Here is a 15,240-nt window from a genome sequence, read left to right as displayed (position 1 = left end):
ACGAAAAACTAGGTTAAAACGAGTGACACATTATCTATCAAGCGCGCGCCCTGTGTATACATGGCGCCCAGAATGGTGATTTCCTTATCGTCATGCGCCGCCATATCCAGGGTGCGGCTGTTGGAAATATTCACGTAGTCCACTTTGAAACCCGCTGCCTGTATTTGTTCCTTGGCGGTTTCCACCAAGGCGCTAAAGTCGCGGCGGCCATTGGTAATTTCTTGCTTGATCCAATTCAAACTGCGATTTAATTGCGCAACACGCGGGCGCTCATCGGCAGTGATAAAACCATTGCGCGAACTCATGGCCAAGCCATCGGCTTCACGCACTATATCGCCTGCCACAATTTTGATGGGGATGCACAGGTCTTCCACCATGCGACGAATAACGGCTAGTTGTTGGAAGTCTTTAATCCCAAACACAGCTTCATCGGGCTGGACAATATTAAATAACTTGGTGACCACAGTAGTCACACCTTCAAAATGGCCGGGGCGGCTCGCGCCACAGAGCACATCGGTCATGGTCGGCACTATTACGCGTGTCTGCTCGGCCATGCCATTAGGGTAGATTTCTTTATCATTGGGGCAGAACAGATAATCGCAATTGGCTGCTTCCAACTTGGCGCTATCCGCAGCCAAAGTACGCGGGTATTTATCCCAATCTTCGTTCAAGCCGAATTGCAACGGGTTCACGAAAATACTCGTTACCACCACATCACAATTGCGCTGGGCGATTTTTACCAATTCGATATGCGCATCGTGCAAGTTACCCATGGTGGGCACAAAACCTATGCGCTTACCGGCTTTGCGTTCCAGAGCCAAAGCATCGCGTAGGGATTGGATATGATGGAAAACCTGCATCTATAAGCCTTTTCAGGGAGCATCGAAACGGGCGCGGATAATACACGGTTGCGAAACCCAAGTACATTTGAATTGATTAAATTTTAGCCTAAACGCAGCAATTCGTTTTGGCCACATCAATCAACACGCTCCCCGAAAAGCCCCTTTACGGATTAACGCCAAGCTGTTTAAACAGCGTTTGGTTATCCTCCAAATGCCAGTTTTCCACGATTCGCCCATCTTTTACGCGGTACAAATCAAACGCCTGAAAATCAATCGGCTGCCCTTTGCCTGCAACTTCACCAAAATGGCCCGTAAAGTGGCCCCTGAAGTGTAAGTGAACGGTCACTCGGTCGCCCGCCACCACCATATCTTCAATCTCCGCAGTGAGATCAGGTACGGCAGAGCGAAATCCCGCTGATGCCTGTAGCGGCCCTTTAACGCCTTGAAGTCGACCAGCGGGGAGCGTGCGGTCTACAAAGTTATCGGCCAAGGCTAGGTTCGCAAATTTCTCGTCACCTGTATTCCAGAAGGCTGCATATCGGCGCGCAGCCAGAATAAAGGATTCAGAGGCTCGCGCATTGGCTACGGCAAGATGCTTCGGCTGCGGAAGATCATCGACCTCTGCAGCATGGGAATACCCAGTAAAAACTCCAATAATTACAATAAGTTGGGGAAATATGCGCAGCGTTTTCATAGCTGTAACTCCTATCTAAGAATGAATCCACATCCTAATTTTCTTCAGCTAATTTGATAATCATGCTTATTGTTGAAACATTTTATTGTTTATTTTGATAATCGCTCATGATTAAAAAATCATCACAAATTAACTTGACGACTTTTAGTACGAGGAATAATATCTGCCCAAGCAAACATTGCCAAAGCAGATACTGCCTTGGCAATATCTGGTTAAGCAAACTCTGGCAAGGCAACCAATCCTATGGCGCAGCATTACGACCCCTACAACTTCAGCCCCAAAAATAGCCTTGGCTATTTACTCAAGACCAACCACATGCTTATGCACGAATGCGCAGACCGCGTATTTGCAAACCATGACATTACCTTTGTCCAATGGCTTGCGCTGGTAAAGCTCAAAGATGGTTTTGCGGAGACGGCAAGTGACTTGTGCCGAACCATGTCCCATGACAATGGTGCGATTACACGCATGCTCGACCAAATGGAAAGCCGTGGATTCGTGGTGCGCGAACGCAGCCAACAGGATCGTCGAGTGGTGAAGTTGCGTATTACCGATGCTGGCCGCGCCAAGCTTGCGGAATTAACCCCCCCTTTTATCACCAATCTTAACGAAGCCCTTGCACCGTTTAGTGCCGACGAATTTGCGGAACTCAATCGCCTGCTGGGCAAACTGAAAACCTGCCTTGAACAAGTACTCGTATCAGAGGAAGAAGAGGAAGAATTATGATGTTTAAGCTAACTCGCCTTAGCCTCGCTTTGGGGCTGGCAGCAGGGATGACGCTGGGTTTGTCTGCCTGCGTTTCGCCCCCGAAAGAAGACACCCGCATCACCCAAATAGATTCCAGCAAACTTGGTTTAAGCCAAAACAATTCACCCCGAGCAGCTGAAGGTTGGTGGAAGGTATTTGGCGATGCCCAACTGAATCAACTGATTGACGATGCGCTCGTCAACAGCCCAAGCCTTGGCGAAGCTCTAATCCGCGTGCGCGGTGCCCAGGCGCAGGCGATTGCCGCAGGTGCAAAATTACGCCCCGGCTTTGCGATTGATGCTGATGAAACCTATCAACGCCTGTCTGAAAACTACATTTACCCACCCAAAGAGCTTGGCCTCGGTTTGTCCGGCGGCGATAAGGCCTGGTTAGGGCAAACAACTTTGGGCATGTCATGGGATTTGGATTTTTGGGGCGAACAGGAAAACCTGCTCAAACAAGCGCGCAATAAAGTGGTGGCAGCAGAGCTGGATAGCGCTACAGCGCGTTTAATGTTGTCCGGTGCTATGGCCCAATCCTATGTGGATTTGTTCCGCTCTTATGCCTTGGCAGATATCGCCCAACAAAATGAACGCCAGCGCGAAACCATGCTGAAAATCACCAAAAGCCGTGTGAATGCCGGTTTGGATACGCAGCTGGAATTGAAAGTGGCTGAAGCTGCTTTACCGCAAGCGCGCACTGCACGTTTGCAAGCTGAAATCCAACGCGATATCGCCATCCATAACCTGGCGGCGTTGTCCGGTCACGGTGCCGATGCTTACGACAAAATCGGTCGCCCGCAAATCGCACCCGATGCAACCCTGCCCTTACCTAATGAATTAACACTCGATTTGCTGTCGCGTCGCCCTGATATTTTGGCCGCCAAAGCGCGCGTTGAAGCAGCCACGGCTGGCCGCGCTGCTGCCAAAGCTGCGTTTTATCCCGACATCAACCTCAAAGCCTTTGTGGGTGTACAAGCGGTTGGACTGGATAAGTTGAGCGATTCCGGTAGCGCCATTTACGGTGCAGGCCCCGCATTGCACTTGCCGGTGTTTGACTCACAACGCTTGAAGGCAGGCTACATAGGCGCAACCGCTGAACTGGACGAAGCTGTAGCCAGTTACAACGAAACCCTGCTCAAAGCCGTACGCGATGTGGCTGACCAGTTGAGCCGCTTGGAATCCCTCAAGCGACAATTGGCCGAAGCCAACCAAACTTCCATGGCAACCGAAGCTGCCTACAAACTGGCGCAAAGCCGTTATCAAGCCGGTTTGAGTTCGCAGCTCGTGGTGCTCAATGCCGAGACACAGGTGCTTAACAGCCGCCGCGATCTGGTATCGCTTAATACCCAATTACTCATTACTCGCGTCACGCTTCTGCTGACTTTCGGCGGCAGCTTCGACCCAACCTCTTATCCTGCTCTTGCCCAGGGAGTTACCCATGAATAATCCTGCTACAGAATCCCCCGATAACAGCAAACGCAACAAACGCCTGTTGGTGCTCGGCGCCGTAGTTGCTATCAGCGCTATCGCCTACAGCGCATACTACTTTTTACATTCACGTTATTTTGAAGCGACTGACGATGCTTATGTGGCGTCGGACATGGTGCAAATTACCAGCGAAGTCTCAGGTACCGTCATGTCTGTGCATGTGGATAACACCCAGCAGGTGCAACGCGGCCAAGCCTTGATTGAGCTCGACCCCGCGGATGCACAAATTGCGGTTGCTGCGGCCGAAGCGGAATTAGCGCGAGCGGTGCGCACTGTGCGTGGGCTTTTCTCAAAATCCAACGGGCTGAATGCGGTGATTAACGCACGTAAGGTCGCCCTGCAAAGTGCGCGCGAGGATTTGCAACGCCGCTTGAAGGTAGCAGCGGAGGGCGGTGTTTCTGCCGAAGAACTGCAACATTCCAAAGACCAGGTTGCACAGTTGGAAGCAGCTCTTGCCACTAGCACAGAGGAATTGGAAACCAATAACGCCCAAGTCGAAAACACCACCGTTGCCAATCACCCCCAAGTGTTGGCTGCTGTGGCTAATTTGCGCCAGGCGTCGCTCGCGTTAAAGCGCACTCGTATTGTCGCCCCTGTAAGTGGTGCCGTTGCCCGTCGCAATGTGGAGATTGGCAGCCGTATCGCCGCCGGTACACCTTTGCTTGCTGTTGTTCCACTCGACAATGCCTGGGTTGATGCCAACTTTAAAGAGGTTCAACTGGAGCATATGCGCGTTGGCCAACCGGTTGAAGTGCACTCTGACATGTACGGCAAAGATGTGACCTATCACGGCAAAATCGCCGGTTTGGGTGCCGGTAGCGGCGCAGCGTTTGCCTTACTGCCACCGCAAAATGCCTCGGGCAACTGGATCAAGATTGTGCAGCGTGTGCCTGTGCGTATCTCGCTCGATCCGCAAGAGTTGGCGAAGAATCCGCTGCGTCTTGGTTTGTCCATGCACGTTGAGGTGGATATGCACAACACCGACGGTTCACTGGTCGCCAGCCAGGTTCGTGCACCGCAGCAAGTGGTAGCCAACGCAGAACAAGACGCAAAAGTCGATGCAAAAATTGCCGACATCATCAAGCGCAACAGCCGTGAGCCCAAAACTGCGAGCGGAGTTCTCTAATGAGCACGGCTGCGGCAAATAACGCGTCCGGCGCACCTAGCGTCGGGCTCCCGATGGGATTGGTCGCCACGGCGCTGGCGCTCGGCACCTTTATGCAGGTGCTGGACACGACCATCGCCAACGTGTCGATTCCCACCATCGCGGGAAACCTCGGTGTATCGCCCGACCAAGGTACATGGGTAATCACCTCTTTCGCGGTAGCTAACGGTATTTCGGTTCCGCTGACGGGCTGGTTGATGCAACGCTTCGGCGTGGTGCGTACTTTTGTAGCTTCGGTATTGCTGTTCACCTTGGCCTCGTTCCTATGCGGTATCGCCTGGAGTTTGCCTTCGCTCATTGCCTTCCGCGTATTACAGGGCGCCGTTTCTGGCCCCATGATTCCCGGTTCGCAAGCCTTACTGCTCGCACTTTTCCCACCGGAAAAGAAAGGCGCAGCACTGGCTGTTTGGTCGATGACCACTTTGGTCGCGCCCATTTGCGGGCCGATTTTGGGTGGGTTTATTTCTGATAACTACGCCTGGGAATGGATCTTCCTAATCAACGTTCCGGTTGGATTGTTCTGCGCCTTTGTCTGCTGGCAAGGCATGAAACACAAGGAAACTCCAACCCGTAAATTGCCAGTTGATGGCATTGGCTTGGGCTTGCTTGTTGTTTGGGTCGGCGCGCTGCAAATCATGCTCGACAAGGGCAAAGATGCAGACTGGTTTAGCTCAACATTTATTATCGTTATGGGCTTGGTTGCGCTGATTGGTTTTATCACTTTCCTGATTTGGGAGTTCAGCCAGAAGCACCCGATTATCGATTTATCACTGTTCAAAAACCGTAATTTCAGTATCGGCACTCTGGCGTTGTGCCTCGGTTACGGCGTGTTCTTTGGCGCAGTCGTGTTGCAGCCGCTGTGGATGCAAACCTGGCTGGGTTACAACGCCACCTGGGCTGGGCTAATCGCCGCACCCAGCGGGGTAGTTGCGGTGTTGATCTCGCCTTTTGTGGCGAAATACATGAACCGCTTCGATACCCGTTTATTCGCACTGTTTAGCTTCTTCATGTTCGGCGTGTCTTACTTTATGCGCGCCGGCTACACGGCAGATGCCAGCTACAGTGCCTACATCATGCCTTTACTTGTACAAGGAGTCGCTATGGCCATTTTCTTTATCGCCTTGCTATCCATCATCCTGGATGGCGTTCCACCGCACCAGATCCCGGCGGCATCCGGGTTGTCGAACTTCCTGCGAATTATTACCGGAAGCTTCGCTACCTCAATTACCACAACCTTCTGGGATGACCACGCGGCACTGCACCAGACGCGCTTGGCGGAGATGAGTAGTATCTATGACTCCAACGTACGCGAATCTATGGATCAACTCGCCGCAGCTGGCCTCAACCACACCCAATCGCTGGCGGTGCTAACGCGCGAGTTAGGCAATCAGGCGCATTTGATGTCCGCCTTGGACTTCTTCTGGATTGCGGGCTGGTTGTGCTGGGGGATTGCGGGCCTGGTAATGTTTACCCGTCGTCCGCAAGGAGGAAAACCGGCAGCGGTTGCAGCGGACTAGCTTTAAAAGCACTTGACCGAAAGGCGCCTTTAAGGCGCCCTTTATTTGACCAAAAATCTGATTTCTTTTTCTGTAAAAGAAACTCAAACAGGCGAAGGACATTGAAGAAACCTAGGTTGGAACTGATTTCATCTCCCTGCTGAATTCGCATAGGTCTCCTATGTGTACACCATTTCAGCACGGGACAGCTACAATAAAAAAGCCGCTAATCACTAGCGGCTTTTTTATTTTCCTCATTTTTTGCTACTACCAATCAATCATTAGAATTGAATTGTTTTTACAATATTCTCAAATTCAGGAGTGTATTTATCATAGTGATAAACAGCTGCAGCAGTAAAAATAACCGCATTCAATTTATCAGCATCAATCACTGCAACCACTTTGCCGCGATTCAACAATCCATCCGCATTATAAAACTCCAAATCAAAACCGGCACCTTGTTTACCGTTTATTTTTAATGGTTTCAGGTTGGTTGTTTTTACTGGATATTTACCACCGCTCGTATTTGTTAACGAGGTTTCAATCAATGCCTTTAATTCATGAGGCAGAACTTTAGGGTTGAATTTCGGCATAGGTGTATCTTTGTTCATGTCATTAAAAATACCTTTACCAGACTCAACACCCGTAATAAAAATCAACCTGTTCAAGAGCGCACCATCAACAGTCCATACTTCTGTATTAGGGCCAAAACCGGAAGGAATTTGATTCCAGTTAACGCTGGTATTAAAACTGAGATTTTTAACTTTACTTGAACCTGCAGGTTTCAATACATAAGTAGCGCAGCTACTCATCATTACAATTACACCCAACACTAATAATCTTTTACCAAAACATAAAAAACTTTTCATTATCATTTTCTCTTATTTATTAACAGATTCAATATAGTATTGCACCATGTCTTTGTCTGTTGCATTAGGTGCAACAGCAAGATAGTGCTCTAAATAGTTTTTTGCATCGGGAGAATTACTTTTAGTCAACAAGTAACCCAACTCGCGATACGCCGCTGCTGGATGCAGTGGAAAGCTAATACTTTTTTTATACTGCTCAATAGCAATTGCATCGTTATCTGTTTGCAATTTCGCTAATTCGCCATAAAAAAAAGCAATATCTGCCGAAGGAAAGCCAGCCGCTGATTGTCGCTCAAGCATGACTTGCGTACGCCCCAAATCCTGCAACTCCAGATGGTTACTCATAAAATCAAAGTAATACGGAATAATATTGGCAACGTACTCACTTTGCTTAGTTTCGTATTGCCGACCTGTATCGCGAAGCTCTTGTGCTTTTTTTGCCAGAATCGTCATACGATCAGCACTTTTTGGGTGAGAAGCGAAAAAGACACTCTCTTTTTCTTTGCTCTTATCATTCTTGGTTTCGTTGTAGACATACTCCCAAAGTTCAGATGCTTTCTCTGGCGTATACCCTGCTTTCACCATCAACTGTAAGCCATACAAATCAGCTTCAGTTTCTTGTGTACGGCTAAACGACATAGCTCCCTGAACAACGCCCAATGTGGCCAATCCCATAGTCAAAAACATATCTGCAAAAACAGCTGCCGATGCATTTGCACGTAATTTTCGCCATTGGGTAATTTGATGGCTACGAAGGAAATGCGCTATCTCGTGCGACAAAACCGCAGCTAACTCAGCTTCACTGGTAGTACGTAATAACAAGCCGCTCCAAACGTGCATCATCCCATTAGGATACATACCCGCATTGAAGTGTGGATTACGCAAAATATAAACCCGAATGTAAGGACAATACTCACCAGCTAATTTGCAGGTCACATTTTTGACATAATTATTTAATGCCGGATCGGTAATTCGATCAGGTGATACTTTGATCGATTCTTCAAGCTTATCAACCTGATACCAAAAACCACCTTCATCTGACGACAGTTCAGGCTTATATCCCGGATTAAAAGTTGCGGTATATTCTTGTGCACTGGCCATAACACTTACCAGTGCAAGTAAAAATACTCCTACTAATTTACTGTCCATAGTGATCACTTGATGAGTAGATTAAAGTGGAAAGCCAGTAAGCAAGTTAGAGATGGTTTTTTCCGCATCAGGCTCGTTACGCAAATCGCCCGTACCACTGATTAAACGGTTAAACCACACAATATTTCCGGTTTTGAGATCAACTAAAGACGCAAACCCAACCTGGGTTCCACCTTGAATACCTACACCCGCTGCCGCTGCAAAAAACATTAGGGCAGCACGACCACCACTGGTATAAGTATCGCGAACAAAGACAAAGAGACCATAATCGGCACCCGTTTCTTTACTCAATTCAATAGCGGCTGGACCCAGGGTTCTTGGCGATGTATCCAATTTTTTTGAAGGTAAAGGCATCATTAGGTCATGAGTGAGAATGGTATATCCCGTTGCCTGATGTAATTTTTCAAGTTGCAACAATGAACTTTGAGCATCGGCAGCTTTACTTTTATAGAAAACGACTTTTCCGTCAGACTTCCCCAAACGCTGCTTCAAACTGGCATTCATAAAACGAATAGCATTTTCAGTCCATTCAGCTTTTGGCTCAGTCAAACCTGATGCAGTTAATAAAGAAAGCTCAACATCCATTGGCATTACCACAATCTTTTTTGGACCCGGAGGTATGACAGATTGTGAAGGGTTTTTTAATCCTGTTGTATTAGCGCAACCACTAATAATAAAAGCAGCGATAGCCAACATCGAAAGTTTTAAAGTGTATTTCAATAATGAACAAGAAAGCAGATTTTTCAAACGATTGTCCTCAATTTAGTTATTGTTAATCCAGTTATTTTTGGCGCAGCAGATCGTAAACTAAGGCGCCATTGCTGTCCAGATAATGGCTCAACTCCAAATAAAGGTCCCGTCCTGAAATAGGTTTACACATAATAGGGCTATTTTTTGGAAAAGCTAATACCTGCCGGCTTAAACGCACCCAGCGGGATTACACGCCCAGACTTTAAATTACAGATTGTTGCCGCTGTAGAAAAAGGTGATATGAGCTGTAAGCAAATACAAGCTACTTATATTCAGGACAAACAGTCATCTTGATGGTGCCTTTCAATCCATGAAATTTGTATCTCAAGGATAATCCTGACGTGTCGGGCGAATCACTAAATCGCTGATATGAATATGTGCTGGAAGCGATACGGTGTGATAGATAGCATCAGCCACATCTTCACCAATTAATACCGGACCAAATCGTTCGTGGAAACTTTTTACTGTCTGATCGCTGTAACCGGCAACGGTTTGGAAACCGGAGAGGACTATGCCTGGCTCCACCAAAGTGACTCGCACGCCCTGCCCGCAAATTTCGCGGCGCAAACCCTCGGCCAATGAGTGAACTGCAAATTTTGATGAACCGTAAACGGCGCTGAAAGGTGAAACACTTCTACCGACCACTGAGCCAATAACGACAATATCTTTAGCGTGTGCGGGAAAATTTAGTTGCTCAGGCTTGGTGAATTCCTTTGCCGCTTTTTGCATTAATTTTAGCGCGCCGGTGATGTTAACTTTTAGCAAATCTTCAAATTCGGCCAATGGTGCATCTTTGACTGAACCGCCCAAACCACGGCCTGCATTAACGACAACCAAATCAACTGCTCGGCCAAATTTGGTTTGTGCTTCTGCAAATAAATTTTCGATTACTGCTTGGTCCCAAGCCTCACCAGCGACAAAAGCAAATGCTTCGCCCAGCTCATTTTTAAGCTCCTGCAATTTTTCGCCGTTGCGTCCTGAACCAACGACTCCATAGCCTTCAGTAATAAATTTTTTGGCGGTAGCTTCGCCAATACCGGAAGTTGCGCCTGTGACGATTGCGATACGACTGTAGGTGGCTGTCATAGAAAATTCCTGTTAGCAAAAATGCGTGAAAGGGAACGCATGAACTATTAACTGTCAGCTATCGAAAAGGTTCAATGATGCGGCAACGGAAGATTTGCCAGGCTGCACCCGAACAACTGCATCGCCAACTGCAATTTTCCCACCCTGAATAATTTTTGCGCAAAGCCCACCATAACCAAACATGGCTGCGGCAGCACCCTTACCCAGATTTTCGTCCATTCGCGAACAGGGATCACAAAGCGCAGAAGTTTCGAGAATGACTTCACCAATCTGCAAACGCTGGAAGCGCAGCAAATTCATATTCATTCCAGAGATGATTAGGTTACGACGCAGCAAGACAGGATCGATAAAAATTTTTCCCAATTGCTGCGAGATTTGATGAATATATTCGCGACTGATGATAGTAACTTGGCGTGCGGAACCCGGCGTTTTTAAACAGCGGTGATCGCCTTCCAAACCTAAACCGACCAACGCTTGCGCGCGCTCAACAATTTTTATTTCACCGCGCCGTTCAGTGCGCAAACCAATCCATTCCAGCTTTCCGGGAGCAATTTCACTGCGGAGTTTTTCTAAGAAACGGGTGTCGCTGTCCATAAAAAACCTGGGTTAGTTAGCGCTAGGTTTTTGAACCATCGGCGGATGATTATGAATTTATGCGTTAAAAAATATCTGCCACAAAATTATCAACACATTGCTGCGCATCTTTATCGAGAAATGCTTTTAGTATTGCTGCTTTATTTGCAATTAATTGATCGTAAGTGGGTCGATTTTGATCGGTCGTATTATTTGTTAAGCAAACGCTTTCGGCAATAACTTTGGAAGTATTCAGATCGATGATACGCAGACGAGATTTATAAACACTTGAGTAGTGAGTCCAATCCAGAGGGTAATAGATTGCCATCCAGGAGATGGTTTTTACATCAATCAAATAATCCACTTTTGGATATGTCACAACCAAAGCTTTAAGGTCATCCTTTTTGGCTACCGCATCACTTTCCACAATTTTCATCGCGTAAGTGGTTTTAAATTTTTCTACCAACTTTGCACTTATGGAAACTGCTGGATCGCGAATGTCATTTTCTTTTACCACAGCATTGCCATCATGCCCCAAAACTGCGCCCAGCATCCCGCCAACGGCCATATTACCTGCAGTTAAGATTTCAAAGTTTTCAGGTTTATATTTTGTTGCTACAGCTGTTGCGCCCTGGAATTTCACCAACTCACTTTGGGGAAGCGATTTGTGACTAAGCGACGAACAACTTGTAAGTACAAACAATGAAAAAAAGAATGCCACAACTATTATTTTATTAACTCTCAGCACGATTATTTTCCTTAACAAAAGTAAATTATTTTCAATAGTCGCTATTCTGGAAATATTCCGGTGCCAGATTATCAAAGCGCGTGTATTTGCCTATAAAGGCTGCACGACAGGTACCAATCTCACCGTTACGTTGTTTGCCGATAATTAATTCAGCGATGCCTTTTTCGGGGCTGTCTTCGTTGTAGTATTCGTCGCGGTAGATAAACAAAATAACGTCCGCGTCTTGCTCAATCGCGCCCGATTCACGCAAGTCGGAGTTCATGGGGCGTTTGTTGGGGCGCTGTTCTACGCCACGGTTTAACTGCGAGAGCGCAATCATCGGGCATTCGAATTCTTTGGCGATGCCTTTGAGCGAGCGCGAAATTTCGGAGATTTCTTGCGTACGGCCTTCACCGCCGCCAGCGACAGTCATCAACTGCAAGTAGTCGACCATGATCATGCCGGGGTTGCCATGTTCGCGAGCAATACGGCGAATACGGGCGCGCATTTCTTGCGGATTTAAACCGCCGGTGTCGTCGATAAACAAAAGTTTATCTTTCATTTTTTGCACGGCAGACGACAGTTTTGGCCAATCTTCTTCCGTTAATTTTCCGTTACGCATTTTGCCTTGGTCGATGCGGCCAAGGGACGACATCATACGCATGACGAGCGCGTTGGACGGCATCTCCATACTGAATACAAGAACGGGCTTGGGTTGGCTAAAAAGCGCGCCTTCCACAAAGTTGAGTGCGAGCGCGGTTTTACCCATTGATGGACGCGCGGCAAGAATAATTAATTCGCCCGGTTGCCAGCCGGAGGTTCGGCTATCCAAATCAGTAATGCCCGAAGGTACGCCAGTAATATCGCTACCAGAGCGGAATAATTCGTCGATGCGTTGAACGGTAGACTTTAAAAGATCATTTACACCAACCAAACCGCCTTCTTTGGGGCGATCTTCGGCGATATCGGCAATGCGTTTTTCAGCGATCTGGAGAAGATCATCAGAATCCAAACCAGCGGGATTAAAGCTGGATTTGCTGATTTCTGACGTGGCGGCAATCAACTGGCGGAGTGTGGAGCGCTCGCGCACGATTTTGGCGTAGGCAACTATGTTGGCTGAACTGGGCGTATTGTTGGCCATTTCAACCAAGTAACCCAAACCGCCAACGCGCTCTAACTCATTGTGTTTATGCAGCTCTTCCGAGAGCGTGATGACATCCAGCGGCTCGCCGGCTTCTTGCAAATCCACCATCATGCGGAAGATCAGGCGATGGTCTTCGCGGAAGAAATCTGATTCACTCACCACTTCCAGAACAGCATCCAAGCGGCTGTTATCCAGCATCAATCCACCCAGCACTGACTGTTCGGCTTCAACCGAATGGGGCAAGGTGGATTTTCCGGCTAATTCGCTGGCAAGCGACTCTTCAAAGGTGGTATCAGACATAGATATTGGTTTTTATTTGGGCAAAAAAAATCGGACACTTCTTCAACCCTTTTTTATAAAGAAAGGGGTTGTCGATAGTGCCCGATTTTCACTTGCTTGTCAGCAAAACTGACTCGCAAAAACATTAATCGAGACGCGCTAATTACTCAGCGATTACGTTCAATTTAACAGCTTGCAACACTTCAGCATGCAATTGCACGTCAATTTCGTATGCGCCAGTTTCACGCAATACGCCTTGTGGCAAACGCACTTCAGATTTCGCAACAGTAACGCCAGCAGCAGTGATTGCATCAGCGATATCGCGAGTACCGATAGAACCGAACAAACGGCCTTCGTCACCAGCGTTAGCAGCGATAGTCACAGTCAACTCAGCCAACTTCTCAGCACGAGCTGTTGCTTCAGCGATTTTTGCAGCAGCAGCAGCTTCAAGTTCAGCGCGGCGAGCTTCGAAATCAGAAACGTTTTTTGCAGTAGCAGCAACCGCTTTGCCTTGTGGCAAAAGGTAGTTACGGCCGTAACCAGACTTAACGGTAACCTTGTCACCGATAGCGCCTAATTTACCTACTTTATCGAGCAGAATAACTTCCATCTCTATTACCCCTTACTCGTGGCTGTCAGTGTATGGAATCAAAGCCAAGTAACGAGCACGCTTGATAGCAGTAGCCAACTGACGTTGGTATTTAGCTTTAGTGCCAGTGATACGGCTTGGAACGATTTTACCGGTTTCGGTGATGTAAGCTTTCAGCGTTTCAACATCTTTGTAGTCGATTTGCTTGGTGCCTTCAGCGGTGAAACGGCAGAATTTACGACGACGGAAAAAACGTGCCATGATTAAACCTCCTGCTCTTCATCAAGTTCATCAGCATCAACATCGTCTTCATCAGACATGTCATCTGCATCCAGGTCATCACGACGCTCAGCGCGTGGTGGACGAGCCTTACGCTCACGGCCTTCTTTTTCGGCCTTGAGGATGAATGATTCTTCGGTGATAGCGCCGTCTTCACGGATTACAAGGCTACGCAAAATGGCGTCGTTGTAACGGAAGTTGGTGGTCAACTCTTCCAACACAGTTTCGCTAGCTTCGATGTTCATCAAAACGTAGTGAGCTTTGTGGATTTTGTTGATGGAGTAAGCCAATTGGCGACGGCCCCAGTCTTCCAAACGGTGAACTTGACCACCACTGGTTTTAACAGCAGAGGTGTAACGCTCTACCATTGCTGGAACTTGTTCGCTTTGGTCCGGGTGAACCAAAAAAACGATTTCGTAATGACGCATGTATAGCTCCTTACGGGTTAAGTCTCCCACTAATTGCGGTGAGACAAGGAGTAGCCCGACTTATCTATCAAACACTTCGGGCCGGTTGGGGGTGCGTATACTAGGGATTTAGCCCACCAAAGGCAAGTAAAAAGAGCAAAAAATGGGCAAGCTCGCCGTTCTACCCCAAAGTTTTAATGTCCAAGACTGTAAATGAAGTAAGAAAAAGGGATTGGCTTCGAAAGGTGCCTAACTTAAACCTTTAGTCATGGCTGGCGTGCAGCTTCACCTGCAAACGAAAAGTAAAGAAAAGGTACCCATAAAACGGTTGGATTATTATTGACAAGAGTCGATAATCGCAGAAATTTTTTAGCGAGGGCTTTGTCACATACGCCCGCAACGCTCTAATTATTTATATTCAGTTCAACGCAAACTGAAATGCTAGCCCACATGTCAATGACCTCAACCTGGAGCATCTTATGAAAATTAAACATTTACTACTTCCTGCACTTGTCGCCTTTATTCCCAGCTTTGCAATGGCAGAAGATTGCGCCGTTACTGTGACAGGCAACGACTCCATGCAGTTTGATACCAAAGCTATTACCATCGGTAAAGCCTGCACAAAATTCACTGTGAATTTGAAACACTCTGGCAAGTTGGCGAAAAATGTTATGGGCCACAACTGGGTTTTAACAAAGACCGAAGATTCGCAAGCAGTTGCGACTGAAGGTGTAAGCGCTGGTGTAGATAAAAGCTATGTGAAAGATGGCGACGCACGCGTCATTGCGCACACCACATTAATCGGTGGCGGTGAAAGCACTAGCGTAACCTTCCCGGTAGATAAAATTGCCAAAGGCGGTAGCTATACATTCTTCTGCAGTTTCCCTGGTCACATTGCCCTTATGAAAGGCACAGTTACTCGCGAATAATTTTGGCTTACACCTGAATTTCACT

At 47.5% G+C, this 15,240-nt stretch carries 17 protein-coding genes; 5 read left to right on the top strand and 12 right to left on the bottom strand.

All coding sequences use genetic code 11. From position 1 onward, the window contains the following. Window positions 1-8: 8 nt before the first annotated feature. Together panC and IE104_RS11835 are read right to left on the bottom strand one after the other, a co-directional pair. Window positions 9-860: a pantoate--beta-alanine ligase gene (gene panC, locus IE104_RS11840; RefSeq protein ID WP_189418813.1), complete on the bottom strand. Its 852-nt coding sequence runs from the start codon at window positions 858-860 to the stop codon at window positions 9-11. Window positions 861-1,005: 145 nt separating this feature from the next. Beyond that, on the bottom strand, window positions 1,006-1,536 hold the full coding sequence (locus IE104_RS11835; RefSeq protein ID WP_189418812.1) for an ester cyclase: 531 nt from the start codon (window positions 1,534-1,536) through the stop codon (window positions 1,006-1,008). A 243-nt stretch (window positions 1,537-1,779) separates the two neighbouring features. Here IE104_RS11835 and IE104_RS11830 point away from each other — a divergent pair, with 243 nt between their 5' ends. The 4 genes from IE104_RS11830 to IE104_RS11815 are packed head-to-tail and all read left to right on the top strand — an operon-like array spanning window position 1,780 to window position 6,455. Next, window positions 1,780-2,262: a MarR family winged helix-turn-helix transcriptional regulator gene (locus tag IE104_RS11830; protein ID WP_189418810.1), complete on the top strand. Its 483-nt coding sequence runs from the start codon at window positions 1,780-1,782 to the stop codon at window positions 2,260-2,262. Then, complete coding sequence (locus IE104_RS11825) at window positions 2,259-3,731, top strand: efflux transporter outer membrane subunit (protein ID WP_189418809.1); 1,473 nt, start codon at window positions 2,259-2,261, stop codon at window positions 3,729-3,731. The genes IE104_RS11830 and IE104_RS11825 overlap by 4 nt, the downstream gene beginning before the upstream one ends. Beyond that, window positions 3,724-4,899, top strand: coding sequence for an HlyD family secretion protein (locus IE104_RS11820; RefSeq protein WP_189418808.1), 1,176 nt, complete (start codon window positions 3,724-3,726; stop codon window positions 4,897-4,899). Before IE104_RS11825 ends, IE104_RS11820 begins: the two co-directional genes overlap by 8 nt. Beyond that, window positions 4,899-6,455, top strand: a complete 1,557-nt coding sequence (locus IE104_RS11815; RefSeq protein WP_189418806.1) for a DHA2 family efflux MFS transporter permease subunit — start codon at window positions 4,899-4,901, stop codon at window positions 6,453-6,455. Before IE104_RS11820 ends, IE104_RS11815 begins: the two co-directional genes overlap by 1 nt. Window positions 6,456-6,715: 260 nt before the next feature. Here the strand turns inward: IE104_RS11815 and IE104_RS11810 are convergent, their stop codons facing one another. The 10 genes from IE104_RS11810 to rpsF form a co-directional block, all read right to left on the bottom strand. Further along, window positions 6,716-7,303, bottom strand: a complete 588-nt coding sequence (locus IE104_RS11810; RefSeq protein WP_189418804.1) for a hypothetical protein — start codon at window positions 7,301-7,303, stop codon at window positions 6,716-6,718. A gap of 12 nt (window positions 7,304-7,315) precedes the next feature. Further along, complete coding sequence (locus tag IE104_RS11805; protein WP_189418802.1) at window positions 7,316-8,452, bottom strand: M48 family metallopeptidase; 1,137 nt, start codon at window positions 8,450-8,452, stop codon at window positions 7,316-7,318. A 21-nt stretch (window positions 8,453-8,473) separates the two neighbouring features. Continuing rightward, on the bottom strand, window positions 8,474-9,043 hold the full coding sequence (locus tag IE104_RS11800) for a hypothetical protein (protein WP_189418800.1): 570 nt from the start codon (window positions 9,041-9,043) through the stop codon (window positions 8,474-8,476). 483 nt (window positions 9,044-9,526) lie between these two features. Further along, window positions 9,527-10,288, bottom strand: coding sequence for an SDR family oxidoreductase (locus tag IE104_RS11795; RefSeq protein ID WP_189418798.1), 762 nt, complete (start codon window positions 10,286-10,288; stop codon window positions 9,527-9,529). Window positions 10,289-10,342: 54 nt separating this feature from the next. Continuing rightward, window positions 10,343-10,882: an MOSC domain-containing protein gene (locus IE104_RS11790; RefSeq protein WP_189418796.1), complete on the bottom strand. Its 540-nt coding sequence runs from the start codon at window positions 10,880-10,882 to the stop codon at window positions 10,343-10,345. Window positions 10,883-10,946: 64 nt separating this feature from the next. After that, window positions 10,947-11,609 carry a hypothetical protein gene (locus tag IE104_RS11785; protein WP_189418794.1) on the bottom strand — a complete coding sequence of 221 codons (663 nt, stop codon included), beginning with the start codon at window positions 11,607-11,609 and terminating at the stop codon, window positions 10,947-10,949. A gap of 31 nt (window positions 11,610-11,640) precedes the next feature. Continuing rightward, complete coding sequence (dnaB, locus tag IE104_RS11780) at window positions 11,641-13,032, bottom strand: replicative DNA helicase (RefSeq protein WP_189418792.1); 1,392 nt, start codon at window positions 13,030-13,032, stop codon at window positions 11,641-11,643. Between the two features lie 142 nt (window positions 13,033-13,174). Then, window positions 13,175-13,621 (bottom strand): 50S ribosomal protein L9, encoded by a 447-nt coding sequence (gene rplI, locus IE104_RS11775; protein WP_189418790.1) that lies wholly within the window; start codon window positions 13,619-13,621, stop codon window positions 13,175-13,177. A gap of 12 nt (window positions 13,622-13,633) precedes the next feature. Next, window positions 13,634-13,861 carry a 30S ribosomal protein S18 gene (rpsR, locus tag IE104_RS11770; RefSeq protein ID WP_189418788.1) on the bottom strand — a complete coding sequence of 76 codons (228 nt, stop codon included), beginning with the start codon at window positions 13,859-13,861 and terminating at the stop codon, window positions 13,634-13,636. A 2-nt stretch (window positions 13,862-13,863) separates the two neighbouring features. Next, a complete protein-coding gene (gene rpsF / locus IE104_RS11765) occupies window positions 13,864-14,307 on the bottom strand; it encodes a 30S ribosomal protein S6 (protein ID WP_189418787.1) in 444 nt (147 codons plus the stop codon). A gap of 458 nt (window positions 14,308-14,765) precedes the next feature. On the opposite strand from rpsF, the gene azu reads away from it, so the two are divergent. Further along, the gene (azu, locus tag IE104_RS11760) at window positions 14,766-15,215 is read left to right on the top strand and encodes an azurin (RefSeq protein ID WP_189418785.1); all 450 of its coding nucleotides are present in this window, start codon (window positions 14,766-14,768) and stop codon (window positions 15,213-15,215) included. Window positions 15,216-15,240: the final 25 nt, after the last annotated feature.

Origin of the sequence: Cellvibrio zantedeschiae, from assembly GCF_014652535.1 — a bacterium.
GTDB lineage: Bacteria > Pseudomonadota > Gammaproteobacteria > Pseudomonadales > Cellvibrionaceae > Cellvibrio > Cellvibrio zantedeschiae.
Note: the sequence above shows the minus strand (reverse complement) of the source record. Positions and strands in the feature narration are given on the sequence as shown.

Bases quoted from the DNA above. Each gene is read 5' to 3' on its own strand.
- panC (WP_189418813.1), bottom strand. From the start codon at position 860: ATGCAGGTTTTCCATCATATCCAATCCCTACGCGATGCTTTGGCTCTG.
- IE104_RS11835 (WP_189418812.1), bottom strand. From the start codon at position 1,536: ATGAAAACGCTGCGCATATTTCCCCAACTTATTGTAATTATTGGAGTT.
- IE104_RS11830 (WP_189418810.1), top strand. From the start codon at position 1,780: ATGGCGCAGCATTACGACCCCTACAACTTCAGCCCCAAAAATAGCCTT.
- IE104_RS11825 (WP_189418809.1), top strand. From the start codon at position 2,259: ATGATGTTTAAGCTAACTCGCCTTAGCCTCGCTTTGGGGCTGGCAGCA.
- IE104_RS11820 (WP_189418808.1), top strand. From the start codon at position 3,724: ATGAATAATCCTGCTACAGAATCCCCCGATAACAGCAAACGCAACAAA.
- IE104_RS11815 (WP_189418806.1), top strand. From the start codon at position 4,899: ATGAGCACGGCTGCGGCAAATAACGCGTCCGGCGCACCTAGCGTCGGG.
- IE104_RS11810 (WP_189418804.1), bottom strand. From the start codon at position 7,303: ATGAAAAGTTTTTTATGTTTTGGTAAAAGATTATTAGTGTTGGGTGTA.
- IE104_RS11805 (WP_189418802.1), bottom strand. From the start codon at position 8,452: ATGGACAGTAAATTAGTAGGAGTATTTTTACTTGCACTGGTAAGTGTT.
- IE104_RS11800 (WP_189418800.1), bottom strand. From the start codon at position 9,043: ATGCCAATGGATGTTGAGCTTTCTTTATTAACTGCATCAGGTTTGACT.
- IE104_RS11795 (WP_189418798.1), bottom strand. From the start codon at position 10,288: ATGACAGCCACCTACAGTCGTATCGCAATCGTCACAGGCGCAACTTCC.
- IE104_RS11790 (WP_189418796.1), bottom strand. From the start codon at position 10,882: ATGGACAGCGACACCCGTTTCTTAGAAAAACTCCGCAGTGAAATTGCT.
- dnaB (WP_189418792.1), bottom strand. From the start codon at position 13,032: ATGTCTGATACCACCTTTGAAGAGTCGCTTGCCAGCGAATTAGCCGGA.
- rplI (WP_189418790.1), bottom strand. From the start codon at position 13,621: ATGGAAGTTATTCTGCTCGATAAAGTAGGTAAATTAGGCGCTATCGGT.
- rpsR (WP_189418788.1), bottom strand. From the start codon at position 13,861: ATGGCACGTTTTTTCCGTCGTCGTAAATTCTGCCGTTTCACCGCTGAA.
- rpsF (WP_189418787.1), bottom strand. From the start codon at position 14,307: ATGCGTCATTACGAAATCGTTTTTTTGGTTCACCCGGACCAAAGCGAA.
- azu (WP_189418785.1), top strand. From the start codon at position 14,766: ATGAAAATTAAACATTTACTACTTCCTGCACTTGTCGCCTTTATTCCC.